This is a genomic window from Amycolatopsis sp. CA-211722 (assembly GCF_056828465.1).
Window position 1 is genome coordinate 3,058,375 of record NZ_CP184752.1, and the last position, 24,692, is coordinate 3,083,066.

Here is a 24,692-nt window from a genome sequence, read left to right on the forward strand (position 1 = left end):
GTTAGGCTTTCCTAACCGGAGCATAGGATGGCGGATGTCCACAGTGGAAGTTCGTGTTGGAAAGGCGACAGTAGGCGCCCTGCTCGTCACCCTTCTGGCTGTGGTCTGCGTCGCGAGCATCGCCCTCGGTGCGCGTTCGATTCCTTTGGGTGTCGTATGGGACGCGATCTTCCATCCCACCGGCGTGCCGGATCACCTGATCGTCCGTTCGCTGCGGGTGCCGCGCACGCTGCTCGGTGTCCTCGCGGGGCTCGCGCTCGGCGCGGCCGGGGCGCTCATGCAGGGCCACACCCGCAATCCGCTCGCGGACCCTGGCCTGCTCGGCGTCACCCAAGGTGCGGCGTTCGCGGTGGTGCTCGCCGTCGTCGTGCTCGGCATCGACGACCTGTACGCGTTCATCTGGTTCGGCTTCGCCGGTGCCCTCGTCGCGAGCGCGGTGGTGTTCCTGCTCGGCGCGGTCGGCGGCCGCGGCGCCACACCGGTGACGCTCGCGCTGGCCGGAGCGGCGGTGAGCGCCCTGCTCAACGGCGTCATCTCCGCGATCGTGCTCGGCGACGACCGCGGGATGGAGACCTACCGCTTCTGGCACGTCGGTTCGATCGCCGGCCGCGATCCCGCGATGATCGGCCAGATCGCCCCGTTCGTGGCCGCGGGCCTGCTCCTCGCGGTGATCAACACCCCAGGGATGAACACGCTCGCGCTCGGTGACGACGTCGCCGTCGCGCTCGGACGGCGGGTCGGCCGGACGAGGCTGCTCGGGGTCGCCGCGATCACGCTGCTGACCGGCGCGGCCGTCGCCGCCTGCGGTCCTATCGCGTTCCTCGGCCTGCTGGTCCCGCATTTCGCGCGGGCCCTCAGCGGGCCCGACTACCGGTGGCTGGTGCCGTTCTCCGCCGTGCTCGGCGCGATCCTGCTGCTGGCGGCGGACCTGCTCGGCCGCGTCGTCGCCTCGGACAACCTGGAGGTCGGCATCATGCTGGCGGTGCTCGGCGTGCCGGTGTTCGTCCACCTCGTCCGCAAGAAGGGCCTGGCACGGATATGACGCCTCCCAAGGTGATCTCGCTCGGCCCGGCGGCCTGGCCGGTGCGGCCGAGGACGCTCGCCGTCGTGTTCTTCGCGGCGGTCGCGCTCGTGCTGGTCGCGGCGCTGAACATCGGGATCGGCACCTCCCACATCGGCGTCGGCGACGTCCTGAAGACGCTGTTCGGCGGCGGCACCGCGCGGGAACGCGGGATCATCTTCGACCTGCGGATGCCGCGCACCCTGACCGCGATCGGCGTCGGCGCCGCACTCGGGCTGTCCGGCGCGCTGTTCCAGACCATCGCCAGGAATCCGCTGGCCAGCCCGGACATCCTCGGCATCACCTGGGGCGCGGGTGTCGGCGCGGTCGGCGTGATCGTCGCGGGCGGCACCGGCGGCCAGGTCAGCGGCCTGGCGAGCACGCTGGGCGTTCCGCTCGCCGGGCTGGCCGGCGGCGTGATCGCGGGGATCCTGCTGTACGCGCTTTCATGGCGGCGCGGGATCGACGGCTACCGGCTCGTGCTGATCGGGATCGCGCTTTCGGCCGTCGGCTACAACCTCGTGTACTGGATGCTGACCATCGGCGACGTCGACAACGCCGCGCGGGCGACGACGTGGATCGTGGGCAGCCTCGCCGACGTCGGCTGGGAATCGGTCGCCCCGGTGCTGCTCGCGCTGGCCGTCCTCGCGCCGATCACGCTGGTCGCCGGGCACACCATCGGCGGCCTGCAGTTCGGCGACGACACCGCGCGCGGCCTCGGTATCCGGGTCGACGCCGCCCGCGGCACCCTGCTGCTGCTCGGCGCGGCCTTGGCCGCCGTCGCCACCGCGGCCGCGGGCCCGATCACCTTCGTCGCGCTGGCCACCCCGCAGATCGCCTTGAGGCTGGTCCGTTCCGCGCAGCCGCCGCTGTTCGGCTCGATGGTCCTCGGCGCCCTGCTGACCGTCGGCGCGGATCTCGTGGTGCGGGTGACGCCGGGCCTGTCCGGGCTTCCGGTCGGCGTGCTGACGGCGATCCTCGGCGCGCCGTATCTGATCTTCCTGTTCATCCGCAGCCGTAAGGAGGAGCGCGCGTGAACGCCAGACTGCGTGCCCGGGAATTGGAACTCGGCTACGGCGAAACGCCCGTCGTGACCGGGTTGGACCTCGACGTCCTCGACGGGACCGTCACCGCGATCATCGGCCCCAACGGCTGCGGCAAGTCGACCCTGCTGCGCGCGCTGGCGCGCTTGCTCAAGCCACGGCAGGGCGCGGTGCTGCTCGACGGGGAACGCATCGACAAGCTGCCGACCCGTGAGGTCGCCAAGATCCTCGGCCTGCTGCCGCAGACCCCGTCCGCGCCCGAGGGGCTGACCGTCTCCGATCTGGTCCGGCGGGGGCGGCATCCGCATCAGAGCTGGTACCGGCAGTGGTCCTCGTCCGACGACGAGGCCATCGAGCGGGCGCTGCGGCTGACCGGGATGGAGGAGCACGCCGGCCGGGTGGTCGACCAGCTCTCCGGCGGCCAGCGGCAGCGGGCGTGGATCTCGATGACGCTGGCGCAGGAGACCGGCCTGCTCCTGCTCGACGAGCCGATCACGTATCTCGACCTGGCGCACCAGATCGACGTGCTGGACCTGGTGTACCGGCTGCACGAAGAACGCGGCACCACCGTGGTGATGGTGCTGCACGACCTGAATCTCGCCGCCCGCTACGCCGACAAGCTGGTCGCGATGCGCGGCGGCCGGATCGTCGCGCAGGGCCCGCCCGCCGAGGTGCTCACCGAGCCGCTTCTCGAGGAGATCTTCGGCCTGACGGCGAAGGTGATGGCGGATCCGGTGTCCGGTACGCCCTTGGTCGTGCCGGTGAGCGCACACCTTCGGGGGTAAGGCCGCAACCTGCCCGCCCCACGGGCGTCTAACTGGCATGGAGAGAAGGGCGTTCCTCAAACTCGCCGGCGCGACCGTGGCCGGGGCGGCCGTGACGGCGTGTTCCGCCGCGCCGCCGGCCCAGCCGCCCAGCTCCGCGCCGGGAACGTCGTTGCCGCCGAGTACCGGCGTCACGCCGCCGTCCGGCCCACCGGACTGGGCGGCGTTGCGGAACAAGGTTTCCCTGCTCCTGCCGGGGGATTCCGGTTACGACAGCGCCAAACGCGTGTTCAACCCGGCCTTCGACGGGCTCAAGCCCGCCGCGATCGCGAAATGCGCCAAGGCCGAAGACGTTCAGGCGGCCGTTTCCGCCGCGGCGAGACGGGTTCCCATCGCGGCGCGTAGCGGAGGGCACAGCTACGCCGGATATTCGGTTCCCGACGGCGGCTTGATGATCGACCTCGGCGGAATGTCCTCAGTGGACGTCCAAGGTGAACAGGTCGTGATCGGCGCGGGCGCGAAACTGAAGGACGTCTACGCGACACTCGGCCGTGCGGGTCGTTGCCTGCCCGCGGGTTCCTGCCCCAGCGTCGGGATCGCCGGGCTGACGCTCGGTGGCGGAATCGGCGTGCTCGCCCGGAAATACGGTCTCACGTGTGACCATTTGGTGTCCGCGCGGGTCGTCACGGCGGACGGGAAACTGCGGACGGTGTCGGCGGATTCCGAGCCGGACCTGTTCTGGGCGTTACGCGGTGGGGGAGGCGGCAACTTCGGTGTCGTCACCTCGTTCACCTTCCGTACCGATCCGGCGCCCTCGGCCGTTTCGGTGTTCTCCTTGCGGTTCCCGGCGGGCAGCGCGAACGACGTCGTCGCCGAATGGCAGCGTTGGCTTCCCGAAGCGCCGCCCGAGCTGTGGGCGAATGTCGTGCTGTCCGGCGGATCGACGGTCGGTGTGCGGATTTCCGGTTGCCACGTCGGCGATTCCGCTTCGCTGGGAAAGCTGCTCGACCAGGTCGGTGGAACGCGGACGGTGAAGCAGCTCGATTATCTCGGTGCCATGAAGTACTTCTCCGGCAGTGAGAACCGTCAGTCCTTTGTGGCCTCATCGCGGATACTCGAAGAACCGGCGGAGCCCGCGAAGCTGACGTCCGTCCTCAAGGGCAGGCAAGGAATGGACCTGCTGGTCGACGGTCTCGGCGGCGCCGTCGCCGACATCGCCCCGGACGCCACCGCGTTCTGGCACCGGAAGGCGATCGGCAGTGTGCAGATCTACAGTCAGGCGGACGCGCGTAATCGTTCCGCGGCAACGGATTCGGTCGCGGAGGTGGTGTCGGGGCTCGGACTGGGCGGGGGCTACGTCAACTACATCGACCCCGCCCTGCCCGACTGGATGACGGCCTACTACGGCGGCAACGCCACTCGTCTCAAGCAGGTGGCGAAGACCTACGACCCGGACAAGGTGTTCGGGTTCGCGCAGGCCGTCACCCCGGACTAGAGGTCGATGCCGGTGAAGACGGTGACCCGTTCCTCGGTGAGGTCGTACATCGCGGCGAGGACCCCCTCCCGGCCGACACCGGACCCCTTGACGCCGCCGTACGGCATCTGGTCCGCGCGGTAGCTCGGGACGTCGCCGATGATCACGCCGCCGACTTCGAGTTCCGTCGACGCGTAGAAGGCCAGATGCACGTCGCGGGTGAACACCCCGGCCTGCAAGCCGTACGCGGATTCGTTGACCGACGCGAAAGCCTCGTCCACTCCATCCACAATGGACACTGCGAGCACCGGACCGAAGATCTCCTCCGCCCAGGCCTTTGTGGACGGTGGGACGTCGGTGAGCACGGTCGGCTCGACCGTCGCGCCGTCCCGCTTGCCGCCGGTGAGGATCCTCGCGCCCGCGGCGACGGCCTCGTCGATCCAGGCGACGATCCGCTCCGCCGCGGCCTCGTCGACGACCGGGCCCACGTCGGTGTTCTTGTCGTACGGGTCACCGGTTCGCTGTGCCCGCACCGCTTCGACCAAGGCGGGCACGAATTCTTCGGCGACCTCACGTTCGACGATGACCCGCTGCACGGCGATGCAGGACTGCCCGGCCTGGTAGTTGCCGAAGGTCGCGATGCGCTCCGCGGCGCCTTCGGGGTCCGGCCAGTCGCGGAGCACGACGGCGGCCGCGTTGCCGCCGAGTTCGAGTACGACGTGTTTGCGCGGCGCGGCGTCCGCGATCGACCAGCCGACCGGACCCGAACCGGTGAACGAAACGACCGGCAGCCGGGGATCGGCGACCAGCGCCGACGTCTCCTCGTTGCCGAGCGGCAGCACCGAGAACGCGCCTTCGGGCAGGTCCGTCTCGGCCAGGATCTCGCCGAGGATCAGCGCGGCCAGCGGCGTGCGCGGCGCGGGTTTGACGATGATCGGCGCGCCGACCGCGAGCGACGGCGCGACCTTGTGCGCCACCAGGTTCAGCGGGAAGTTGAACGGCGCGATGCCGAGCACCGGGCCGCGCGGGATCCGGCGGGTGAGCGCCAGCCTGCCCTCACCCGCCGGGTCGGTGTCCAGGCGCTGCAGGTCGCCGCTGAACCGGCGGGCCTCCTCGGCGGCGATCCGGAACACCGACACCGCTCGCCGGACCTCCGCCTCGGCCCATTTGAGCGGCTTGCCGTTCTCGGCGGTGATGACCTCGGCGATCTCCTCGGCCCGGCCGGCGATGACCCGCGAAACGTGGTCGAGCGCCGCGGCGCGGCTGTGCGCCAAGGACCGCCGGAACTCCTTCGCGACGCTCGCCGCCGCGCTCACCGCTCGTTCGACCTGCTCCGGTCCGGGCACCGCGACGGTGGCGACTTCGCTGCCGTCGTAGGGGTGGTGCACGGTGATCGTCGAAGCGCCCTGCTCGGGGCGTCCGGCGATCCAGGCGGGACGCGGCTCCGGGGTGATCATGTCCATGGGGACACGGTATTCCAGTCAGGGTTCGGCGAGCACCTCGAACAGATCGCGTTCAGCGGGCTAAACGCGATCTGTTCGCGGGCGTGCCCGATAGAGGTCGCGCAGGAGGAGGACCTCGGCGCCGTGGTGGATGGCCTCCCGGTTGATGTGGAGGACGAGGGTCGCGAGCGGGTACTCCGCGTACGGCCCTTCGGCGTCGCCGCAGGGGCGCTGGAGGTCTTCGGCGGTGAGGCCGCGGACGCCGTCACGCCACCGCGCGTAGGCGTCGTCGAGCTGCTTCAGCGCTTCTTCGGCGGAGCCCGCGTAGGGGAAGGTCTGGTAGTCGACGGTCGGCCCGCCGAAGTGCGACGCGTTCCGCATCGCGAAGACGCCGACGATGATGTGGGCGAGGCGCCACGCGATCGTCGTGACCGGCGGCGGCGATGGCTCCGGATACGCCCAGTCGATCGTCGGCTTGCCGCTCTCGTCGTGCCGGATCGTCCAGCAGTCCTCGGCGGGTTCCCAGAGGTATTCGGCGTCGCCGAGGGTGTCCAGCCGGGGCCGGAGGTGCTGGGTCCAGTGCCAGTCGAGCTGTTCGGAGAGTTCCTTGGTCCAGTCGATGCCCATGCCGTCGGACGGTAGGCCGCCTCGCGGTCATCCGCTGTCCTGAATCGAGAGGGGGTTGGCGGCGAGGTGACCCGGCCCACCTGGGACGATGGTGGGGAAGCGTGCTGCTCTGATCTGGAGGTTTCAGGTGCCCAGTCCCACCGGTCCGGTACTCGTCGTGGACTTCGGGGCGCAGTACGCGCAACTGATCGCGCGGCGCGTGCGTGAGGCGCAGGTCTACTCCGAGGTCGTCCCGCACACCGCCACGGCCGAGGACATCCTCGCCAAGGACCCCGCCGCGATCATTCTTTCCGGTGGTCCTTCCAGCGTGTACGCGGAGAACGCCCCGGCTCTCGCCCCCGGCCTGGTCGACGCGGGCGTGCCGATCCTCGGCATCTGTTACGGCCACCAGGTGCTCGCGCAGGCCCTCGGCGGGACGGTCGAGCCGACCGGGATCCGCGAGTTCGGCCGCACCGAGGTCCGCGTGGCCGGTGAAGGCGGCGTGCTGCACGCCGGTCTCCCGAGCAACCAGCCGGCGTGGATGAGCCACAACGACAGCGTCACGAAGGCTCCCGAGGGCGCCACCGTGACCGCTTCCAGTGACGGCGCCGCCGTCGCCGGGTTCGAAGACGTCGAGCGCCGCTTCGCCGGCGTCCAGTACCACCCTGAGGTGCACCACTCGCCGCACGGCCAGGAGGTGCTTCGCCGCTTCCTGCACGACATCGCGGGCATCAAGCCGCAGTGGACGACGTCGTCCATCGTCGACGACCAGGTCAAGCGCATCGCCGAGCAGGTCGGCGACGGCCGGGCGATCTGCGGGCTGTCCGGTGGCGTCGACTCCGCCGTGGCCGCCGCGCTGGTCCAGCGGGCCATCGGGGACAGGCTGACCTGCGTGTTCGTCGATCACGGTCTGCTCCGCTCCGGCGAGCGCACCCAGGTCGAACGCGATTTCGTCGCCGCCACCGGGGTGAATCTGGTGACCGTCGACGCGCGGGACCGGTTCCTCGACGCGCTGGCCGGGGTCACCGACCCGGAGGAGAAGCGGAAGATCATCGGCCGCGAGTTCATCCGCGTGTTCGAGCAGGCCGAGCGCGACCTGAAGGCCGAGGGCGACTACAAGTTCCTGGTCCAGGGCACGCTGTACCCGGACGTCGTCGAGTCCGGCGGCGGTGAGGGCGCGGCGAACATCAAGAGCCACCACAACGTCGGCGGGCTGCCCGACGACCTGCAGTTCGAGCTCGTCGAGCCACTGCGGCTGCTGTTCAAGGACGAAGTGCGGCGCGTCGGGCTGGAGCTCGGGCTGCCGGAGACGATCGTGCAGCGGCAGCCGTTCCCCGGCCCGGGGCTCGGGATCCGGATCATCGGCGCAGTCGACGCCGAGCGGCTCGAGACGCTGCGCGCGGCGGACGCCATCGCGCGCGAGGAGCTCACCGCGGCCGGGCTCGACGGCGAGATCTGGCAGTGCCCGGTGGTGCTGCTCGCCGACGTCCGCAGCGTCGGCGTCCAGGGTGACGGGCGGACCTACGGGCACCCGATCGTGCTGCGGCCGGTGTCGTCCGAGGACGCGATGACCGCGGACTGGACGCGGCTGCCCTACGAGGTCCTGGAGCGGATCTCGACCCGCATCACGAACGAGGTCGCCGAGGTGAACCGGGTGGTCCTGGACGTCACGTCCAAGCCGCCGGGCACCATCGAGTGGGAGTGACCTTTCCCGGCTCGGACCTGCGTTTAGCCCCCTAATCGCGATCTGTCGGCCCTGGGGCACCCAGGCGACCGGATCGCGTTTAGCCCGCGAAACGCAGGTCGGGGGGCGGGGGCATCTGGCGCGGCCCGGATCGCGATTAGGGGGCTAAACGCAGGTCGGGAGCAAGGCGAAGGCCCCGGCGAGGGGCCGGGGCCTTCGGAGTGGGTGGAGCGTCAGCGGCGCCGCTAGCGGCGGCTCTTGCGCAGCGAAGCGGCGAGCAGCAGGACGCCGACGAAGATCGCCCCGCCCGCCATGACCCACCGGAAGTCGAACTGCGGTAGCCACGTGGAACCGTCCGAGAGGACGTAACCCGACACCAGCAGCGTCGCGATCCCGATGAACAGCGTGAAGACGTCCACCCCGCGCTTGGCGGGCTGCGAAGACTGGGTCTGCGTGTTGTCGTAGTCGTACTCAGCCACGGCGCACCTCCACGTTCCCGACACCGTTCTTGACCTGCACCGTGATCTTCTGCCCGTTGTCGCCCGGCGCGGTGAAGTCGACCGCGTCCTCGCCGACCCCCGAGCGGGAGTGACCGAGGCAGTCGACCTCGCCCGCCCCCGTCTCGCAGGAGACCTTCACTTCGGCACCCGCCGGCACGAGCACCGTCGAGTTGCCAGCCCCGTTGGAGACCTTCGTGCTCACCGACGCGCCGGCGGGCAGCTTGGTCAGGTCGAGGTCGATGTCGCCCGCCGAGTGGCGGTACTCCGGCAGCACGTCGGACACCTGGCTCGGCGTCGCCTTCAGATCGCCGACACCGCCCTTCACGGAGAAGTTCTCGAACGGCACCGTGGTCAGCGCCATCCCGACGATCGCCAGCGGCACCGCCAGCCCGATCAGCCCGCGGCCGCCTCGGACGAACGAACCGGCCACCAATCCGATGCCGACCACGCCCAGGGTGAGCCCGACGACGTGCTGCGGGGTGAACCACGTCTCGCCGTCCAGGCCGAGAACCGTGCCGACTCCGGCCACCAGCACGGCGATCCCGAAGGTCGCGGCGCCGATCTTCGACTTGCGGCGACGGGGCATCGGCGGCGCGGGAGGCGGCGGAGGACTCTGCGGCGGCAGTCCGCCGGAGGGTGACGCGTTCGGCAGATCCCAGGCCGACGGGTCGGCCGCGAGCGGGTCCCAGCCGCCTTCGGTCGCCGTCGAGGTGGAGGCCGCCGACGCCGACGCCATGGAGAACGCGGCCGTCGGATAGGCCGGAGCGGGCATCGTCGGCCGGTTGAACTGACCGCGGTTGCGGTGCAGCAGGTACAGCGCGACGGCCATCAGTGCGAACCCGATCAGGCCGGTGCCGTCGGCCATCCAGCCGCCGCTCAGGGTCCAGGTGAGCCCGGGGAACAGCAGAAGCAGCAGCATCACCGCGAACGCCGGCGAGCTCGACGCGCGCCCCCGGCCGATCAGGCCCTCGAACGCGGAAACGCGATCGCCTTCCTGCGGCAGGAACAGCCAGCCCAGCAGGTAGACGGAGACGCCGAAACCGCCGAACACGGTCGCCGCGACCAACGCCACCCGGACCACGGTCGGGTCGATGCCGTACCGGTAGCCGATCCCCGCGGCGACCCCGGCGAACTTGCGGCCCGCCACCGGACGGACCGGCCTGCTCCGCCAGAAATCCTTGACGGTCTCCTCGAAGCCGGCCGCGGGGCCGCGCTTCGGAACCTGTGTCTCACTCCCACTCATGCCACAAAGAATGCGCCCCGGCGGGCCCTCGCCACATCCGGGAACGTCCCTGAGGTTTCCCCCAGCGGGAAGAGTCAGGGGTTTCCCCGATGGATCAGTACCCCACTCCGTGTGACCATGGAGAACGTGCAGGAATCCGTCACCGACGAGCTCGCCGGACAGGTGAAGCCGACGATCATCGAGCGCCCGCCGGTGCCCGTCACCGGCAGCCTGTCCCCGGCGCCGTTCGAGCCGCCCAAGATGTATCGCCGCCGTTCCGGCCGCGCCATCGCGGGTGTCGCCGGCGGCCTCGCCGACCACCTCGGCGTCAAGGTGCTCTGGGTCCGGATCGCGTTCGCGTTGCTCGCCGCCCTGAACGGCGCGGGCCTGCTCGCGTACGGCCTGCTCTGGGTGTTCGTCCAGCAGCGATCCGGCGAGGCCGAGCCGGAGAAGTCCGCGCCGAAAGAGAAGCAGCAGGCCTTCGGGCTCATCGCGCTGGGTGTCGGCCTCGCCGTCGCCAGCGGCACGCTGACCGGTCTGATCAGCGGCTGGGTCGCCATCCCGCTGGCGCTGGCGATGATCGGCGCGGCCGTCGTCTGGCGCGAGGCCGACGAGTCGCAGCGGCGGCGTTGGCGTATCAGTGCCAAGGGCGGGGTCGCCACGGCCTTTCTCGGCGGCGGGGGCTGGTCGGCGGCGATCCGCCTGGTCGCCGGTGTCGCGCTGGTGATGACCGGCATCGGCGTCGTCGTCCTGGAGAGCGGCAGCATCGACCAGGTCAAGTTCGCGCTGGTCGCCGTGATCGCGACGCTGTTCGGCGTCGCCGTGCTGACCGTCCCGTTCTGGCTGCGCCTGGTCCGCGACCTCTCCGACGAGCGCACCGCCCGCATCCGCACCGACGAACGCGCCGAGATCGCCGCGCATCTGCACGACTCCGTCCTCCAGACCCTCGCGCTGATCCAGAAACAGGCGGAATCGCCGCGCGAGGTCGCCAGGCTCGCGCGCGGTCAGGAACGCGAGCTGCGCGGCTGGCTGTACGGGCCGTCGGGGTACGGCAAGAGCAAGAAGACCGAGGAAGAGGCCGTCAGCGGTCAGCTGTCCGAGGTGCTCGCCGCCGCGTGTGGCGAGGTCGAGGACGCGTTCGCGATCTCGGTGCAGCAGGTGGTCGTGGGGGAGGCGACGCTGAACGAGCCGCTGACCGCGTTGGTCCAGGCGGCGCGCGAAGCGATCGTCAACGCCGCCAAGCACGCGGGTGTCGACGAGGTCAGCGTGTACGCCGAAGTCGAGCCGACCGCGGTGACGGTCTTCGTGCGCGACCGGGGTAAGGGGTTCGACCCCGACGTCGTGCCGAGTGATCGGCACGGGCTCGCCGATTCCATCCGGGGGCGGATGGAGCGGCACGGCGGGAAGCTCAAGCTTCGTACCGCACCGGGTGAAGGAACCGAGGTCCAGCTGGAGATGCCGGTCAAGGCGGGGAAGGGTGCGGCGTGAGGTCGCTATGCTCACGGGACAGGGCGAGCGAGGGAGCATCGTGACGGAGAACCAGCAGACGCGGGAGCCGGTGAAGGTCTTCCTCGTCGACGACCACGCGCTCTTCCGGGCGGGTGTGCGCACCGAACTGGACTCGATCACCGACGACGTCCGCGTGGTCGGTGAGGCGGGCTCGGTCGCCGAGGCGGTCGCGGGCATCGCCCGGACCAAACCGCAGGTCGTGCTGCTCGACGTGCACATGCCGGACGGTGGCGGCGCCGAGGTGTTGCGCCGGGTCCGCCCGGAACTGCCGGACGTCGTGTTCCTCGCGCTGTCGGTCTCCGACGCCGCGGAAGACGTGATCGCCGTGATCCGCGCGGGGGCGCGGGGGTATGTCACGAAGACGATCTCGTCGAAGGAGCTCGTGCGGGCCGTCGTGCGGGTCTCGGACGGGGACGCGGTGTTCTCGCCGCGGCTGGCCGGGTTCGTGCTCGACGCGTTCGCCGACCGGCCGGGTTCCGCGCCGATCAGCGACCCGGACCTCGACCTGCTGACCCCGCGTGAGCGGGACGTGCTGCGGCTGCTCGCGCGCGGGTACGCGTACAAGGAGATTGCTTCGGAGCTGTTCATCTCGGTGAAGACCGTCGAGACCCACGTGTCGAGCGTGCTGCGGAAGACGCAGCTTTCGAACCGGTACGAGCTTTCGCGCTGGGCGTCCGACCGGCGTCTCGTCTAGGTGGCGTCTGTTCTCATCGGCCTGGTGGCCTTGTTCTTCCTGGGGATGGGGCTGCTCGGGCTCGTCGCGCCGGAACGGCTGATCCGGCCGTTCGGCGTTTCGCTGGAGTCGGCGACGGCGCGAACCGAGGTGCGCGCGGTGTACGGCGGCTTCGGGGTGGCTGTCGCGGCGCTGCTCGGGTTCGCGGCTTTCGACGTCGGCGGGATCCAGCGGGGGGCCGCGATCGCGGTGGCCGTCGCGCTCGCGGGGATGGCCTTCGGGCGGTTGGTCGCACGGTTCGCGGAGCGGCCCGAGCGGTTCTATCCGAGCTGGCTCTACTTCTGGGTCGAGATCGTCCTCGCCGCCCTGCTCGTCCTCGCGGTCGCGTCGCCTTTAGCGGGCTAAACGCGATCCGGCGAGCCCCCAGGCCCCACCGCATCGCGTTTAGCCCGCTAAACGCAGGTCACGGCGCGGCCTCCCCGGCGGCGGCCAAAGGGCGCTCGACCTGCGGAGTGGTAGCAAAGGTCCCTTGCTCCCTCGGGCGGAGCCGGGTCAGCGCGACCCCGCCCAGCACGACGACCATCCCGGCGATCACCCTCAGGTTCAGCGGCTCGGCCAGGAACACCGCTCCCAGCAGCACCGAAACCACCGGCAGCAGATACCCGACGATCGACGCCGCGACGGCGCCCTCGCTCGCGAGGAGCTGGTAGTTCAGCGCGAACGCGATCCCGGTCGACCCGATCCCCAGGATCACGACCGCGACGACCGCGCCGGTGCTCAGGTGCACCGGTTCGAAACCGCCCATCGGCATCGCGAGCAGGAGGAACCCGGTCGCCAGCAGCATCTGCCCGCCGGCCAGCGCCATCGGCGAGTCGCCGGTGCCGGTGAGGTGTTTGCCCTCGTAGACGAACGCGAAACCGTAGCTCGCGGCCGCCGCGAGGCACGCCAGCGCGCCCCAGCTCAGCAAGCCGGAGGCCTCCCATGGCGCGAAGATCAGCAGGATCCCGGCGAGCCCGACGACCAGCCCGGTGACCCGCACCGCGGTCATCTTCGTCCGCGCGCCCATCATCGGCGCGGCCAGCAACACCCACAACGGTGTCGTCGAGTTCAGCACCCCGGTGATCCCGGAGTCGACGGTCAGCTCACCCCACGCGAACAGCAGGAACGGCAGCGCGTTGTGGAAGAACGCCGCGACCGCCAGATGTCCCCAGATCCGCCGCCCCGACGGCAGCCGGTCCCGGCCGAGGTAGCAGAGCCCGATCAGCACCGCCGCGCCGAGCGCCACCCGCGCCAGCACGAGCTGCACCGGCGTGAACGCGCCGAGCCCCAGTTTGATCCAGAAGAAACTCGATCCCCACATGAGCGCCAGCGCGCCGATCCGCAGCAGGGTCTTCGTCTCGCCCACCCCAGTCCTCCTTAAGTGCCTGGCCCAGCTTCGCCGCGCCGACGCGTAAGGACAAGCGAAAATAACTGCAGGCAGCCTTAAGAAGAACTGTAAGATCGGGGCATGCTGGACGTCCGCCGCATGCAGGTCCTCCGAGCCGTGATCAGCAGCGGTTCGATCACCGCCGCCGCCCGGAATCTCGGCTACACACCTTCCGCGATCAGCCAGCAGTTGTCCACCCTGGAAAGGGAAGCGGGCGTCGAACTGCTCGAACGCGTGGGCCGCGGCGTGCGGCCGACCCCCGCCGGTTCGCTGCTGTCCGAACACGCGGAAACGCTGAGCACCCAGCTCGCGAAGGCCGAAGCCGCGCTCACCGAACTCAAGGAAGGCCGCACGGGCAGGCTCGCGATCCGCTACTTCGCCACGGCGGGCGCCTCGCTGGTGCCCTTGGCCGTCGCCGCCCTGCGCCGGGAGTTCCCCGGTGTCCGCCTCGACCTGAAACTGGTCGAGCCCGACGATTCGATGCCCGAGATCGAATCGGGCGAGGCCGACGTCGCGATGATCGTGCTCCCCAGCAGCACCCCCCGGGTCAAGGGGGTCGAGTACGTCCACCTGCTCGACGATCCGTACCGCGCGATCCTGCCGAAGAACCACCGGCTCGCCCGCAAACGCGTCCTCGATCTCGGCGAACTCGCGGAGGATCCGTGGGTCGGTGTCGACGGTCTCCCCGGCGCCTGCCGCGACATCCTGCTCGACGCCTGCGGCGCGGCCGGATTCGCCCCGAACCACGTCGTCGAATCCGAGGATTACCAGACGGCGCAAGGGTTCGTGGCCGCCGGGCTCGGTGTCGCGCTGATCCCGGAGCTCGGTCTCGGCGCGCCGCATCCCGGCGTCGCCATCCGCAAGGTCCGCCGCCCCGATCCGGTGCGGTCCATCCACGCCGCCGTGGCCGCGCACGCCAGGGAACACCCCGCGGTACGCCGTTTCCTCGGTGCCATCCGCGAAGGGGCCGGACAGGTAAGCGGGACTGGCCGAGTGGGCACGAAAACCGGCTGAGCTTGATCAGCCGCGCCGGCGGTCGACAACCTGGCAGGGAACCCCGCCAGCGAAAGGACCCCGGTGCGTCCCCTCATCGTCCTGCACGGCTCTTGGCACCAGCCCGCCCATTTCGACGACGTCGTCGAACGCCTGCGCAGGGAAGGCGCCGAGGTCACCGTCCCCGACCTCGGCGGGCGTCCGATCGCCGAAACCACCCAAACCGTCCAGGAACTCGTCGACCGGGCGGCCGAGCCGCCAGTGGTGCTCGCGCACTCCTTCGGCGGGCTCACCGCCAGCGGCCTTCAAGGGGCTTCGCACCTGATCTATCTGGCCGCGATCGTTAGCGAACCAGGGGAAACCGCTCAGTACTGGATCGAGCGGACCAGAGAGGAAACCGGGCGCGAACCCCAAGAGCTGCCCCTGATCTTCGACGATCGAGGTCTGACCCATCTCGACCTCGCCGCCGTCCGCGAGGCGATGTACGCCGACTGCACGGACGCCGTCGCCGAGCGCGCCACGGCGTTGCTGCGCCCGGAACCCGTCACGATCTTCGACGAGTCCCCGGAAGGCTCGGCGTGGAAGGAAACCCCGACCACGTACGTCACCTGCACCGAAGACCGGGCGCTCGTCCCGGAAATGGTCGTCCACTTCGCCGCCCGGTGCGACACGACGGTGACCTGGCGGGCGAGCCACAGCCCGTACCTCAGCCGTCCGGTCGAACTGGCGACGCTGGTCCTCGAGCACCTCTAAATCAGGAACAGCTCCGCGAACAGCACACCGACGAGGATCGCCGCCACCACGGCGCCTGCCGTGATCAGCCACTTCCGGGTGTCGGGCGACTTCGCGGCCACCGGCGCGGAGCGCGCGTACTGCTGCGCCGGCGGCGCGTACTGCGGTTGAGGCGGCTGGTACTGCTGTGGCTGGTGCTGAGGGAACTGCTGCATCGGCTGCTGCGGTGCCTGCTGGACGGGCATCGGCATCGACGCCGGAACCGTCGGCATGGCGGGCGCGGTCGGCGGGATGAACGCGGTCTGCCGCCCCTCCGTGATCGCGTTCAGCGAGCGCACCGTGTCGGCCATCGTCGGCCGCGCGTCCGGCTCCGCCCGCAGCATCTTGCGCAGCGCGCCCGCCAGCGGCCCGGCGGTCTGCGGCGGCCGTTCCGAGGACTCGCCGTCTTCACCGAACGGCGGCACCCCCTCGACGGCCGTGTACAGCGTCGCGCCCAGCGAGAACACGTCGGACGCCGAAGTCGCCGGTTCGCCGCGCGCCACCTCGGGCGCCCGGTACGCGGGGCTCGGACCGCCACCGGTGATGCCGATGTCGGTGAGCTTCACGCCGCCGTCGTCGGCCAGCAGGACCGTGCCCGGCTCGACGGTCCGGTGCACCACCCCGGCCTCGTGCATCGCGGCCAGCGCGCGGCCGAGCACGATGCCCAGCCCGGCCGCCTGTTCCGCGGTCAGCCTGCCGTGTTCGGCGAGGAAGGTCGCCATCCCGCGGGACGGGATGTACTCCATCACCAGCCACACGTCCGGCCCGTCGGGCAGCACGTCGTACACCTTGATGGCGGTGGCGTGCTCGAACTTGGCCGCGTCCTTGCCTTCTTGGACGACGACGGCCTTGGCCTGCTCCGCCCGGTCCGGCGGCAGACCGACCGGCAGGTACATGCGCTTCATCGCGACCGTGCGCAGCAGGCGTGTGTCGAACGCCAGCCACACGATGCCCGCCCGGCCACGCCCGATGGGCTGGTCCAGGCGGTACCGGCCGCCGACGATGGAACCTTCAGAACTCAATTGCAGCCTCGGGTCAGGCGCCAGTCGTGGTCGAACTCGCTGGCGGGTCGGTCGGCTCTACGGACTTGCTGGAACTCGGCGGAGTCGTCTGCGACGGCGGCTTGGCGGAGCTCTTCGTGCTGGTCGGCCGATCCGGCTCCTGCGTCTGCGTCGCCCTGCTCGTCGTCTTCTTCGACGAAGTCGTCTCCTTGGGCGGCTCCGAAGACTCCGTCTCCGTCGGCGTCTCGGTCGTCTCGGGCGCCGAAGACGTCGCGGACGGAGACGGCTTCGTCGACGAATTCCCCACCTGCGCGGGCGTCTCCGGGTTGTTCGGGCTCAGCAGCCAGAAACCCAGCGCGGCCAGCGCCACGACCACGACACCACCGATGATCGCGGGCTTCTTCCACGCGCCCGGCTTCTCGTCGTCGTCCTCGTCCACCGGGCTGGTCTGCGCGCGGGCGGGCGGCGGGGGCGGGTCGTCGTAATCGTCGTCGTAGGGGTCGTCGTCGTAGTCGCCCGCGGGGATCGGGACGGCGCGCGTGGGCGCGGGGCCGCCGCCGGGGTGGCCGCGTTCGGCCAGCAACGCCGTCTCGTCGTAGTTGTCGTACCCGTCGTAGTCGTCTTCCGGGTAGCCCGACGCGGGCTGCTGGTAGTCGTCCTCGTCGTCGTAGTACGACCCGGCCGCGTCCTGTTCGTCGAGGAGCGAGCCCGAATGACCGGCGGCCTCGCTGTCGAGCGCCTGGGTCACGCCACCGCCGGCGAGCGCGCCCGCGATCGGGGCGGCGAGCACGGTGTCGTCCGCGGGGCCGCCCAGCGGCGTTTCACCCCGGGCGACGGCGGCGAGGAGCTCTTCGCACTCTTCGGCGGTGGGGCGGTGCCGCACTTCCGGGTGCAGCAGTACGGCCAGCACACTGGCGAGCGGGCCGGACTGGCGCGGCGGGATGATCTGCCCGGCCGCGACCGCGTGCAGCAGGCTCAGCGTGTTCTCGCTGAGGCCGAAGGGCGGCTGGCCTTCGCAGGCGGCGTAGAGCGTCGAGCCGAGCGAGAAGACGTCGGACTCCGGGCCCGGGTCACCGCCGATGGCCACCTCGGGCGCCAGATAGGCGGGGGTTCCGGCGATCATCCCGGTCTTCGTGACCGTGACGTCGTCCTTGGCCCGCGAAATGCCGAAGTCGGTGATCTTCACGGTGCCGTTGGGCGCCAGGAGGATGTTGCCCGGCTTGATGTCCCGGTGCACGATGCCGACCGCGTGCGCCTCGGTCAGCGCCGCCGCGACCTGCGCGCCGATCCGCGCGACCTCCGTCGGCGGCAGCGTCCGCTCCTCCTGCAGCACCTGGGCGAGGCTGGTGGAGTTCAGGTACTCCATGATCAGGCACGGCTGGCCGTTGTCGTCGGTGACGACGTCGAACACCGAGATGGCGTTCGGGTGGTGCAGTCTGGCGGCGATCCGCCCCTCACGCATCGTGCGTTGACGGGCGTCTTCGGCGTCGTGAGCCTCAAGCCCGGGTTGCAGCAGCAGCTGCTTGATCGCCACCGTGCGGCCGAGTACCTCGTCGTGCGCTTGCCACACGGCCCCCATCGCGCCCGTGCCGATCCGCCCGGCGATGCGATATCGACCGGCGACCAGGCGACCCTCGTCGCTCACGCGACCTCCCTTTGGGCTCCGTCTTCACGACGCGGAATCGTCCGCGTGCGCGGTGCGGCCTTCAGCACGCCACAGCGTTGGAGCGTATGCACATGTAGTGGTCTGTGTGCCGGCTTTTCCGAGACCGACTCGTGACAAGGCTAGGCGCTCACTCTGCGCACACACACGCGGCACACTCTGATCGCCCTGGGTGGAGGGCTGTTACACGCGCGGTGTCCGTCACATGTGCTGCGCGGACAGCAGCCGCGCGTCGGTGATCAGGCCGGAGGTCTCGTCGGCGAATTCCAGCACCTGCGTGACCCGCAGCAGGCCGCCGTCCGGGTTGCGCATGGTCACGACGGCCAGGATGGTGCCGTCGGCCTGTTCGCGGATGTCCTGGATCTGGATGGCGTCCATGGCGCTCCACGCCTCGATCAGCTTGCCTGCCTCCGATTCGGCCAGCACCGGCGTGATCAGCGACATCGCGCCGTAGGGATCGGCGTCGACGGCCCGGTAGAACTTCCGGACCGCGTCGATCTTGCCCTCGGCCGTGCTGACCGCGGCGGGCTTGACGGCCGGCTGCGAGCTGGTGCTGCTGGACGACGAGCCCTGCGAGGGGAGCGAACCCGAGCCGGTGCCCGAGGACGGCTGAGGTGTCGTGCTGGTGCCCGACGGCGTCGGTGGCTCCTGCTTCCGCTGCGGCTCGGTGGAGTCCGGAACGGCGAGCCCGCCGAGCGCGGCGGCCCCGCTCATGGCCTCGGGTGCCGCGGCACCCGGCACGGTGCCTTGCGGCTGGGCGCCCGCGAGCACGCCCGCGGTGACGACGGCGCCCGCGACCAGGAACCCGGCGGCGACCAGGCCGGCCAGCTTGGCCCGCCGGACGGCGCGGCTTTCCGGCTCGTCCACCTCGGGTTCGGGCCGCGGGGCCCGCTCTTCGCGGGTGCGCGCGGGCACGAACTTCTGCGGCTCGCGGAAGACCTGCTCGAGGTACTCGCGGTCGACGCGGGTGTCGTTCAGGATCTCTTCCGGGATGACGTCCTCGACACGTACGGCGTCCTCACGCCGTATGCGCTGTCGATCAAGCACGAAATTCCTCGCTCTGGTCCGGGGCAGGCGCTGGGCCGTTCGGCCGACGCCTTTGGTCCGCGCGGCCGTCTTCTGAACGGTGCGGACCCTGCAGTCGCCAGGAAACCCTGTGCGGACGGCCCACGGCCAGACTCCATCGCCGGAATGCCGTCGCCATACGACGAACGGCAGCTTAGGTCACCCACCCGGACCAGGGACGACCGCTCAACGCACCGCACGTGCAGAGGAACAGGACACTTGCACGTGCGTGGTCGCCTACATGCCGTCGTCGACGATCTTGTCGTCGTCGCCGAAGGTGAACGTGCGCTGCTCCATGGTCTTCGTGCCGTCCTTGTGCGTGACCTCGACGGTGTTGACCGTGACCCCGCGGCGCTGGTCGATGCTGACCTTCTTCACCTCGAAGTAGGCGACGTCGCGGTAGCGGTCCCGGAGGCCTTCCGCGCCTTCGTCGCGCAGGCCGCCGGAGGTCACCGAGGACGCTTCCTGGGGGTTCGTGGTGACCGAGTTGAGGAAGATCTCGGTGTTGTCGCCCATCGCCTCCGCGTCCGGCTGCGACGCGTACCAGGGGGCCGGGGTGGTGGTGCGGTTGGCGGGGACGACCGGCGGCTTCTGCGGCCGGTCGCTCGACGGCGGCGTGGGCCGCCCGGACGTCACCGGGCCGGAGCTGGAGCCGGGCCGCGACGAGTCGGTCCCGGCGGTCTCGCTGTCCGAGGCGGTGCCCGAGTTGGCGGAGCTGCTGTCGTCCCTGGTGGCGGACTCGGTCGCGGATTCGGACGGGTTGCCGACCGCGCCTCCCTGCGGCGGCGTGGCCGGATGGCCGGCGACATCGTCCTGGGTCATCGGGCTGCCGCCGCGGTATCCGGGCCAGCCGCCCTGGCTCTGCTGCTCCGGGAGGGGTTTGCCGACCAGGTACGAACCGGCGAAGAGCAAGCCGACCACGACCAGCGCGGACGCCGCCGCCGCGAACCAGGCGGCCTTGCGCCAGGTCTTGGGCGGGGTCACCGACGCGGGCACCGAACCGAGGTCGAAGGTGCTCAGGCCGTCGACCGGCGGGGCGAGGTAGACGCGGACGTCGTCGGTGTCGTCGACCTCCACCGGCTCGGGACGGCGGGGAGCGGGAGCCGTCAGCGTCACCTTCGTGCGCTGCGCGACCTTCGCCGTCCGTTCTTCCGCGGGGACCGGTTCGGTGAAGGAGACCTCGACGCGCGCGGGCTGGGGGAGCGGCAGACGGCCGCTCGATGGGGCGTAGCCAGGGCTCGGCGCCCTCCTGTCCCGCGGTGGCGGCAAGGGGAGGGAACCGGTGGAGGGCGGGGCGAACTCGCGGTGCGCGTGATGCCCGTGCCCGGTCGGGCGCTGCCGCCTCGGCGGCACGGGTGGGGTCCAGCTCTCGGCGCCACCCGCCCGGTGACGTCCTGTCTGTGTGATGCCGTCGCGTCCCTGTCGTTCCGCCCAGCCGTTCATGTCCGAGCGACCCCCTCACGGGCCGGCCCTGACGGCGATGTGACACCGGTTAAGCCGAACGGAGCAGCGGGTTCACGGGATCCCTCGCTTGCAGACTCCCAAGCACTCTCGTGAGCAAATGCACGCGCATACGACTGGGGGCGCGCGGGGCCATCGCCCCCGCGCGCCATACGGGCATCGCCCGACCCAGACGCAAGGGTCCACACGAGGAACACACTAAAAGTTCGACACCCGCAAGTCTTCACCCACTCTGCAAGTTGCAGATGTTTCACTCGGTCGGGCGCGGCCGAACGGGCCTCGGTGACGTAACGGAGCGCTATCGGCGCTGGTGAAGCCGTTCAGTTGCCGCTGCGGTACTTCTGCTGGGTCGACTGCAGGGCTTTCGTGGCGGTGATCCCGCTACCCGCAGCGAGCAAAATGGCGATGACGTCGAGCGTCGTTCCCCCACTCGTGAGCAGCCAGGCGAAAAGCGAGGCGGCCGTGGTACCCGCTGCGATCGGCCAGCGCGTCTTGACGTACTGGGCGATGGGGGTGCCGCCCGCGCGCTTACCCGCCGCGTTGTTCAGCATGGCGAGATAACCGAGATGGCCCAATGCCGCCAGGACACCGGCGATCGCGATGATCACGGCGATGAGGTTAATCATGTGTCCAGTTTGCCCTGTCCCGCGCCGTCGTGGCTCGGGGAACACCCTGAGTTCCACCTCACGGCACAGGATCGTGACGTCGCCGGATCGCGTTCAGCCCGCTAAACGCGATCCGGACGGGCCTTGGGGGAGCAAGGGACCTTTGCTACCACCTACCGCCCCAGCCTGCCCCGACCGAGGTTGAGCAGCGCCATCGCCAGCTGCCGTCCCTCCGGCCCGAGCTCGCGGTAGCGCGCCAGCACGTCCATCTCGCGGTTGTAGACGATCCTGGTGCCGCCGGCGGCCATCCTGGCCGCACCGATCGTCTTGGAGACCTCGACGCGGCGTTTGACGAGCCGCAGGATCTCGCCGTCGAGGAAGTCGATCTCCTTGCGGAGCTCGCCGATCTCTTCGGCGGTGGCGGTGGGTTCTTCGGCGTCCGGCTTCTGTGTGGTGTTCATCGGGACCTCTCTTCGGTCCGGATTCCCTGCTGGCCCCCGGAACAGCGCAAAGCCCCGGGGTCCGTGGACTCCGGGGCTTCGGGTGATGGCATTGGCGGCACTATGCGATCACGGGAGCCGGAGTCCGGATCCCGTAAAAAAATCGCGTCGCGTGGTGCCGCATGCCGATCATTATGCCACAGCGAAGCGGTCCTCCCGCTCGAAGCGGCGGCGCGCTCCGCGGACGCGGGCGTGCACGAGGACGCTCATCGCCAGCCAGAACATCGGCATCGCGGGCCAGAAGAACGGCGCCCCCGATGCCGTCCAGCGGACGATCAGCAGCACCGAAAGCACCACGGCGACCGCGAGGTGGATCCGCACGGCCGGATGCCCGAACACGACCGGGCGCCGTTTCGGCGCGGGTTTCGGCAGATCCGACGTGAGCGCGACGAGGTCGTCGGTGTATTTGGCGGAATACACGGCGCTCAGCCGGTCTTCCACTTCTTCGAGAGTGAGACGGCCTTCACCGCCGGCGGCCTGGATGCGGGTGGCGACCCGCTCGCGGTCGACGTCGGCGGCCCTGAGCCGGGAGGGAATTCCGTTGGTGTCCATGGCGACCGATCCTCCGCCGCGAACCCCGCTCGCGCGTCGGACGGCAGGCGGCAACATCGCCTACGCCCGGCGCTGTAGCGTGGACCGGCGATGAACACCCTCTTCGATCTCCCAGCGGACGGTCCGGCCAAGTCCCGGCACTCGGACCTGCTCGACGACCTGAACCCGGCGCAGCGCGAAGCCGTGACCCACGCGGGCTCGCCGCTGCTGGTCGTCGCGGGCGCGGGTTCCGGCAAGACCCGGGTGCTGACCCGGCGGATCGCGTACCTGCTGGCCGAACGGGACGTGCACCCCGGCCAGATCATGGCGATCACGTTCACCAACAAGGCGGCCGCGGAGATGCGGGAGCGGGTGAGCGACCTCGTCGGCCGCCGCGCGAACGCCATGTGGGTGTCGACGTTCCACTCCATGTGCGTGCGGATCCTGCGCCGTGAGGCCAAAACGCTGGAGATGTCGTCGAGTTTCTCCATCTACGACTCGGACGACACGAAGCGGCTCATCACCCTCGTCGCCCGGGATCTCGACATCGACCCGAAGAAGTACGCGGCGCGCACGCTGGCCGTGCACATCTCGAACCTCAAGAACGAGCTGATCGATCCGGAGACGGCGGTCGCCGACGCGGGCAACGACTTGGAACGCCGCGTCGCCGAGGTCTACGTCGAATACCAGCGGCGGCTGAACCAGGCCAACGCGTTCGACTTCGACGACCTCATCATGCGGACGGTCGAACTCCTGCAGCGGTACCCGGACGTCGCCGAGTACTACCGGCGGCGGTTCCGGCACGTGCTGGTCGACGAGTACCAGGACACGAACCACGCGCAGTACACGCTGGTCCGCGAACTGGTCGGCACCGAGGCGAACGAGGCCGGCATCGAGCCCGCCGAACTCTGCGTCGTGGGTGACGCGGACCAGTCGATCTACGCCTTCCGCGGCGCGACGATCCGCAACATCGAGGAATTCGAACGCGACTTCCCGAACGCGCGGACCGTGCTGCTGGAACAGAACTACCGCTCGACCCAGACGATCCTGAACGCGGCGAACGCGGTCATCGCGCGAAACCCCAACAGGCGCGCGAAGCGGCTGTGGACCGATTCCGGTGACGGAGAGAAGATCGTCGGCTACGTCGCGGACAACGAGCACGACGAAGCGGCGTTCGTCGCGGGTGAGATCGACGCGCTGGCGGACAAGGGCGAAGCGGACTACTCCGACGTCGCGGTCTTCTACCGCACCAACAACCAGTCCCGCGTGTTCGAAGAGATCTTCATCCGCCTCGGCCTGCCGTACAAGGTCGTCGGCGGGGTGCGGTTCTACGAACGGCGCGAGGTCCGCGACATGCTCGCGTATCTGAGGGTGCTGGCGAACCCGGAGGACACGGTCAGCCTGCGCCGCATCCTCAACGTCCCCAAACGAGGCATCGGTGACCGCGCCGAAGCCGTCATCGCGACGTACGCCGAGCGTGAGCGCGTCTCGTTCGCGCAGGCGTTGCGCGGTGCCGTCAACGGCGAGGTGCCGTTGCTGAACCCGCGCTCCGCCAAGGCGATCACCGGTTTCGTCGAGTTGATGGACGAGCTCGGCGAGGTCGTGGAAAGCGGCGCGGAGGTCGCCGACATCCTCGAAGCGGTCCTGGAGCGCACCGGCTACCGCACGGAACTCGAGGAATCCGAAGACCCACAGGACGCGTCGCGAGTGGAGAACCTGACGGAACTCGTCACCGTCGCGCGGGAGTTCACCGAGTTCACCACCGAGGTCGCCGGTCCGGAGGGTGAACTGCCGGAGACCGAGCCGGGTGTGCCGGAGCCGGGCTCGCTGCCCGCGTTCCTGGAGCGGGTCTCCCTGGTGGCGGACGCGGATTCGGTCCCGTCGCCCGACGGCGGAGACGACGGCGAGGGGCACGACGCGGGTGTGGTCACGCTGATGACCGTGCACACCGCGAAGGGCCTCGAGTACCCGGTCGTCTTCGGAACGGGCTGGGAAGACGGGATCTTCCCGCATATGCGCGCGCTCGGTGACCCGACTGAGCTGGCCGAAGAGCGCCGGCTCGCCTACGTCGCGATCACGCGGGCGAGGAAGAGGCTGTACGTCTCCCGCTCGATGGTGCGGTCCGCCTGGGGGCAGCCGCAGATGAACCCGGCCTCGCGGTTCCTGGACGAACTTCCCGCCGACCTGGTCGATTGGCGCAGGCTCGCGCCTTCGTCGTCCTCCGGCGGTTTCGGTTCCTCGGGTGGATCGCCGCGTGCGGCGACGACCTGGGGGAGCCGCGGCGGTGGCTCGCCGGCCTCGCGGTCGGCGAGCACGAGCCCGTTCGGCAAGGGCTGGAAGGACACCGTCGCGCTCAAACTGGACGTCGGCGACAGGGTCAGCCACGACAAGTACGGGCTCGGCACCGTCGTCGCCTGCGACGGCACGGGCCCGCGGGCCACGGCGACGATCGACTTCGGTGCCGCCGGCAAGGTCCGGCTGATGCTCATCGGCAGCGTCCCGATGGTCAAACTCTAGCCCTGACCTGCGGTTTCTTCATCGCTCGCGAAAACTGTCGGACCCTTCCCGTATACCTGTGCCATCGAACACGAGTTCGATGCGCTGGGGTAGGCTGGACGAGCCGGTGTGCCCCGTTCAGGAGGAGGGGCGCAGCGGTGTGGACGGGGTCTTGTTTGGGGTTCTCTCGAGTGGGGTACTCG

General features: G+C 70.2%; 23 protein-coding genes. 11 read left to right on the forward strand and 12 right to left on the reverse strand.

What is annotated here, in order from left to right:
• The first annotated feature begins 34 nt into the window (after window positions 1–34).
• The 4 genes from ACOCEP_RS15085 to ACOCEP_RS15100 are packed head-to-tail and all read left to right on the forward strand — an operon-like array spanning window position 35 to window position 4,362.
• Window positions 35–1,042, forward strand: coding sequence for a FecCD family ABC transporter permease (locus tag ACOCEP_RS15085; RefSeq protein ID WP_482337851.1), 1,008 nt, complete (start codon window positions 35–37; stop codon window positions 1,040–1,042).
• Window positions 1,039–2,097 carry a FecCD family ABC transporter permease gene (locus ACOCEP_RS15090; RefSeq protein WP_482337853.1) on the forward strand — a complete coding sequence of 353 codons (1,059 nt, stop codon included), beginning with the start codon at window positions 1,039–1,041 and terminating at the stop codon, window positions 2,095–2,097. Before ACOCEP_RS15085 ends, ACOCEP_RS15090 begins: the two co-directional genes overlap by 4 nt.
• Window positions 2,094–2,888, forward strand: a complete 795-nt coding sequence (locus ACOCEP_RS15095) for an ABC transporter ATP-binding protein (protein ID WP_482337855.1) — start codon at window positions 2,094–2,096, stop codon at window positions 2,886–2,888. Before ACOCEP_RS15090 ends, ACOCEP_RS15095 begins: the two co-directional genes overlap by 4 nt.
• A 37-nt stretch (window positions 2,889–2,925) precedes the next feature.
• Complete coding sequence (locus ACOCEP_RS15100; RefSeq protein WP_482337856.1) at window positions 2,926–4,362, forward strand: FAD-binding oxidoreductase; 1,437 nt, start codon at window positions 2,926–2,928, stop codon at window positions 4,360–4,362.
• Here the strand turns inward: ACOCEP_RS15100 and ACOCEP_RS15105 are convergent.
• Entirely contained in the window at window positions 4,359–5,804 is a 1,446-nt protein-coding gene (locus tag ACOCEP_RS15105; protein ID WP_482337858.1) for an aldehyde dehydrogenase family protein, read from the reverse strand. The two genes, ACOCEP_RS15100 and ACOCEP_RS15105, sit on opposite strands and share 4 nt — an antisense overlap.
• 60 nt (window positions 5,805–5,864) lie before the next feature.
• On the reverse strand, window positions 5,865–6,410 hold the full coding sequence (locus tag ACOCEP_RS15110; RefSeq protein WP_482337859.1) for a DinB family protein: 546 nt from the start codon (window positions 6,408–6,410) through the stop codon (window positions 5,865–5,867).
• A 127-nt stretch (window positions 6,411–6,537) separates the two neighbouring features.
• Between ACOCEP_RS15110 and guaA the strand changes: the two genes are divergently transcribed.
• Complete coding sequence (gene guaA / locus ACOCEP_RS15115) at window positions 6,538–8,094, forward strand: glutamine-hydrolyzing GMP synthase (RefSeq protein WP_016331177.1); 1,557 nt, start codon at window positions 6,538–6,540, stop codon at window positions 8,092–8,094.
• A gap of 224 nt (window positions 8,095–8,318) precedes the next feature.
• Here the strand turns inward: guaA and ACOCEP_RS15120 are convergent, their stop codons facing one another.
• Window positions 8,319–8,552 (reverse strand): hypothetical protein, encoded by a 234-nt coding sequence (locus ACOCEP_RS15120; RefSeq protein WP_482337861.1) that lies wholly within the window; start codon window positions 8,550–8,552, stop codon window positions 8,319–8,321.
• Window positions 8,545–9,816, reverse strand: coding sequence for a PspC domain-containing protein (locus ACOCEP_RS15125; RefSeq protein WP_482337862.1), 1,272 nt, complete (start codon window positions 9,814–9,816; stop codon window positions 8,545–8,547). The genes ACOCEP_RS15120 and ACOCEP_RS15125 overlap by 8 nt, the downstream gene beginning before the upstream one ends.
• Window positions 9,817–9,927: 111 nt before the next feature.
• Here ACOCEP_RS15125 and ACOCEP_RS15130 point away from each other — a divergent pair, with 111 nt between their 5' ends.
• Genes ACOCEP_RS15130 through ACOCEP_RS15140 form a run of 3 tightly spaced genes read left to right on the forward strand, consistent with a single transcriptional unit; the run spans window position 9,928 to window position 12,382 of the window.
• Complete coding sequence (locus tag ACOCEP_RS15130) at window positions 9,928–11,283, forward strand: PspC domain-containing protein (protein ID WP_482337865.1); 1,356 nt, start codon at window positions 9,928–9,930, stop codon at window positions 11,281–11,283.
• 7 nt (window positions 11,284–11,290) lie between these two features.
• The gene (locus ACOCEP_RS15135) at window positions 11,291–11,998 is read left to right on the forward strand and encodes a response regulator (protein WP_085939730.1); all 708 of its coding nucleotides are present in this window, start codon (window positions 11,291–11,293) and stop codon (window positions 11,996–11,998) included.
• Entirely contained in the window at window positions 11,999–12,382 is a 384-nt protein-coding gene (locus ACOCEP_RS15140; RefSeq protein WP_482337867.1) for a DUF4345 domain-containing protein, read from the forward strand. It abuts the gene before it with no gap.
• Window positions 12,383–12,440: 58 nt separating this feature from the next.
• Here ACOCEP_RS15140 and ACOCEP_RS15145 read toward each other — a convergent pair whose 3' ends face one another.
• Complete coding sequence (locus tag ACOCEP_RS15145) at window positions 12,441–13,382, reverse strand: DMT family transporter (RefSeq protein ID WP_482337868.1); 942 nt, start codon at window positions 13,380–13,382, stop codon at window positions 12,441–12,443.
• A gap of 102 nt (window positions 13,383–13,484) precedes the next feature.
• Here ACOCEP_RS15145 and ACOCEP_RS15150 point away from each other — a divergent pair, with 102 nt between their 5' ends.
• Together ACOCEP_RS15150 and ACOCEP_RS15155 are read left to right on the forward strand one after the other, a co-directional pair.
• A complete protein-coding gene (locus tag ACOCEP_RS15150; RefSeq protein WP_482337869.1) occupies window positions 13,485–14,417 on the forward strand; it encodes a LysR family transcriptional regulator in 933 nt (310 codons plus the stop codon).
• A 63-nt stretch (window positions 14,418–14,480) separates the two neighbouring features.
• A complete protein-coding gene (locus tag ACOCEP_RS15155; RefSeq protein ID WP_482337871.1) occupies window positions 14,481–15,149 on the forward strand; it encodes an alpha/beta fold hydrolase in 669 nt (222 codons plus the stop codon).
• Here ACOCEP_RS15155 and ACOCEP_RS15160 read toward each other — a convergent pair.
• The 7 genes from ACOCEP_RS15160 to ACOCEP_RS15190 all read right to left on the reverse strand — a co-directional run bounded on the left by ACOCEP_RS15160 (window position 15,146) and on the right by ACOCEP_RS15190 (window position 22,014).
• Window positions 15,146–16,189, reverse strand: a complete 1,044-nt coding sequence (locus ACOCEP_RS15160) for a serine/threonine-protein kinase (RefSeq protein ID WP_482337873.1) — start codon at window positions 16,187–16,189, stop codon at window positions 15,146–15,148. The two genes, ACOCEP_RS15155 and ACOCEP_RS15160, sit on opposite strands and share 4 nt — an antisense overlap.
• 13 nt (window positions 16,190–16,202) lie before the next feature.
• The gene (locus ACOCEP_RS15165; RefSeq protein ID WP_482337875.1) at window positions 16,203–17,813 is read right to left on the reverse strand and encodes a serine/threonine-protein kinase; all 1,611 of its coding nucleotides are present in this window, start codon (window positions 17,811–17,813) and stop codon (window positions 16,203–16,205) included.
• Window positions 17,814–18,032: 219 nt separating this feature from the next.
• Window positions 18,033–18,878: a hypothetical protein gene (locus tag ACOCEP_RS15170; protein WP_482337877.1), complete on the reverse strand. Its 846-nt coding sequence runs from the start codon at window positions 18,876–18,878 to the stop codon at window positions 18,033–18,035.
• 255 nt (window positions 18,879–19,133) lie between these two features.
• Entirely contained in the window at window positions 19,134–20,339 is a 1,206-nt protein-coding gene (locus tag ACOCEP_RS15175; protein ID WP_482337878.1) for a hypothetical protein, read from the reverse strand.
• A gap of 338 nt (window positions 20,340–20,677) precedes the next feature.
• Window positions 20,678–20,983, reverse strand: coding sequence for a hypothetical protein (locus ACOCEP_RS15180; protein ID WP_034304453.1), 306 nt, complete (start codon window positions 20,981–20,983; stop codon window positions 20,678–20,680).
• 152 nt (window positions 20,984–21,135) lie between these two features.
• A complete protein-coding gene (locus ACOCEP_RS15185; protein WP_016331191.1) occupies window positions 21,136–21,423 on the reverse strand; it encodes a chorismate mutase in 288 nt (95 codons plus the stop codon).
• A 171-nt stretch (window positions 21,424–21,594) separates the two neighbouring features.
• Entirely contained in the window at window positions 21,595–22,014 is a 420-nt protein-coding gene (locus ACOCEP_RS15190) for a DUF1707 SHOCT-like domain-containing protein (RefSeq protein WP_482337880.1), read from the reverse strand.
• Between the two features lie 90 nt (window positions 22,015–22,104).
• Between ACOCEP_RS15190 and pcrA the strand changes: the two genes are divergently transcribed.
• Complete coding sequence (pcrA, locus tag ACOCEP_RS15195; protein ID WP_482337882.1) at window positions 22,105–24,510, forward strand: DNA helicase PcrA; 2,406 nt, start codon at window positions 22,105–22,107, stop codon at window positions 24,508–24,510.
• The last annotated feature ends 182 nt before the right edge of the window (window positions 24,511–24,692 follow it).

Bases quoted from the DNA above. Each gene is read 5' to 3' on its own strand.
- ACOCEP_RS15085 (WP_482337851.1), top strand. From the start codon at position 35: ATGTCCACAGTGGAAGTTCGTGTTGGAAAGGCGACAGTAGGCGCCCTG.
- ACOCEP_RS15090 (WP_482337853.1), top strand. From the start codon at position 1,039: ATGACGCCTCCCAAGGTGATCTCGCTCGGCCCGGCGGCCTGGCCGGTG.
- ACOCEP_RS15100 (WP_482337856.1), top strand. From the start codon at position 2,926: ATGGAGAGAAGGGCGTTCCTCAAACTCGCCGGCGCGACCGTGGCCGGG.
- ACOCEP_RS15105 (WP_482337858.1), bottom strand. From the start codon at position 5,804: ATGGACATGATCACCCCGGAGCCGCGTCCCGCCTGGATCGCCGGACGC.
- ACOCEP_RS15110 (WP_482337859.1), bottom strand. From the start codon at position 6,410: ATGGGCATCGACTGGACCAAGGAACTCTCCGAACAGCTCGACTGGCAC.
- ACOCEP_RS15125 (WP_482337862.1), bottom strand. From the start codon at position 9,816: ATGAGTGGGAGTGAGACACAGGTTCCGAAGCGCGGCCCCGCGGCCGGC.
- ACOCEP_RS15135 (WP_085939730.1), top strand. From the start codon at position 11,291: ATGCTCACGGGACAGGGCGAGCGAGGGAGCATCGTGACGGAGAACCAG.
- ACOCEP_RS15150 (WP_482337869.1), top strand. From the start codon at position 13,485: ATGCTGGACGTCCGCCGCATGCAGGTCCTCCGAGCCGTGATCAGCAGC.
- ACOCEP_RS15175 (WP_482337878.1), bottom strand. From the start codon at position 20,339: ATGAACGGCTGGGCGGAACGACAGGGACGCGACGGCATCACACAGACA.
- ACOCEP_RS15180 (WP_034304453.1), bottom strand. From the start codon at position 20,983: ATGATTAACCTCATCGCCGTGATCATCGCGATCGCCGGTGTCCTGGCG.
- ACOCEP_RS15185 (WP_016331191.1), bottom strand. From the start codon at position 21,423: ATGAACACCACACAGAAGCCGGACGCCGAAGAACCCACCGCCACCGCC.
- ACOCEP_RS15190 (WP_482337880.1), bottom strand. From the start codon at position 22,014: ATGGACACCAACGGAATTCCCTCCCGGCTCAGGGCCGCCGACGTCGAC.
- pcrA (WP_482337882.1), top strand. From the start codon at position 22,105: ATGAACACCCTCTTCGATCTCCCAGCGGACGGTCCGGCCAAGTCCCGG.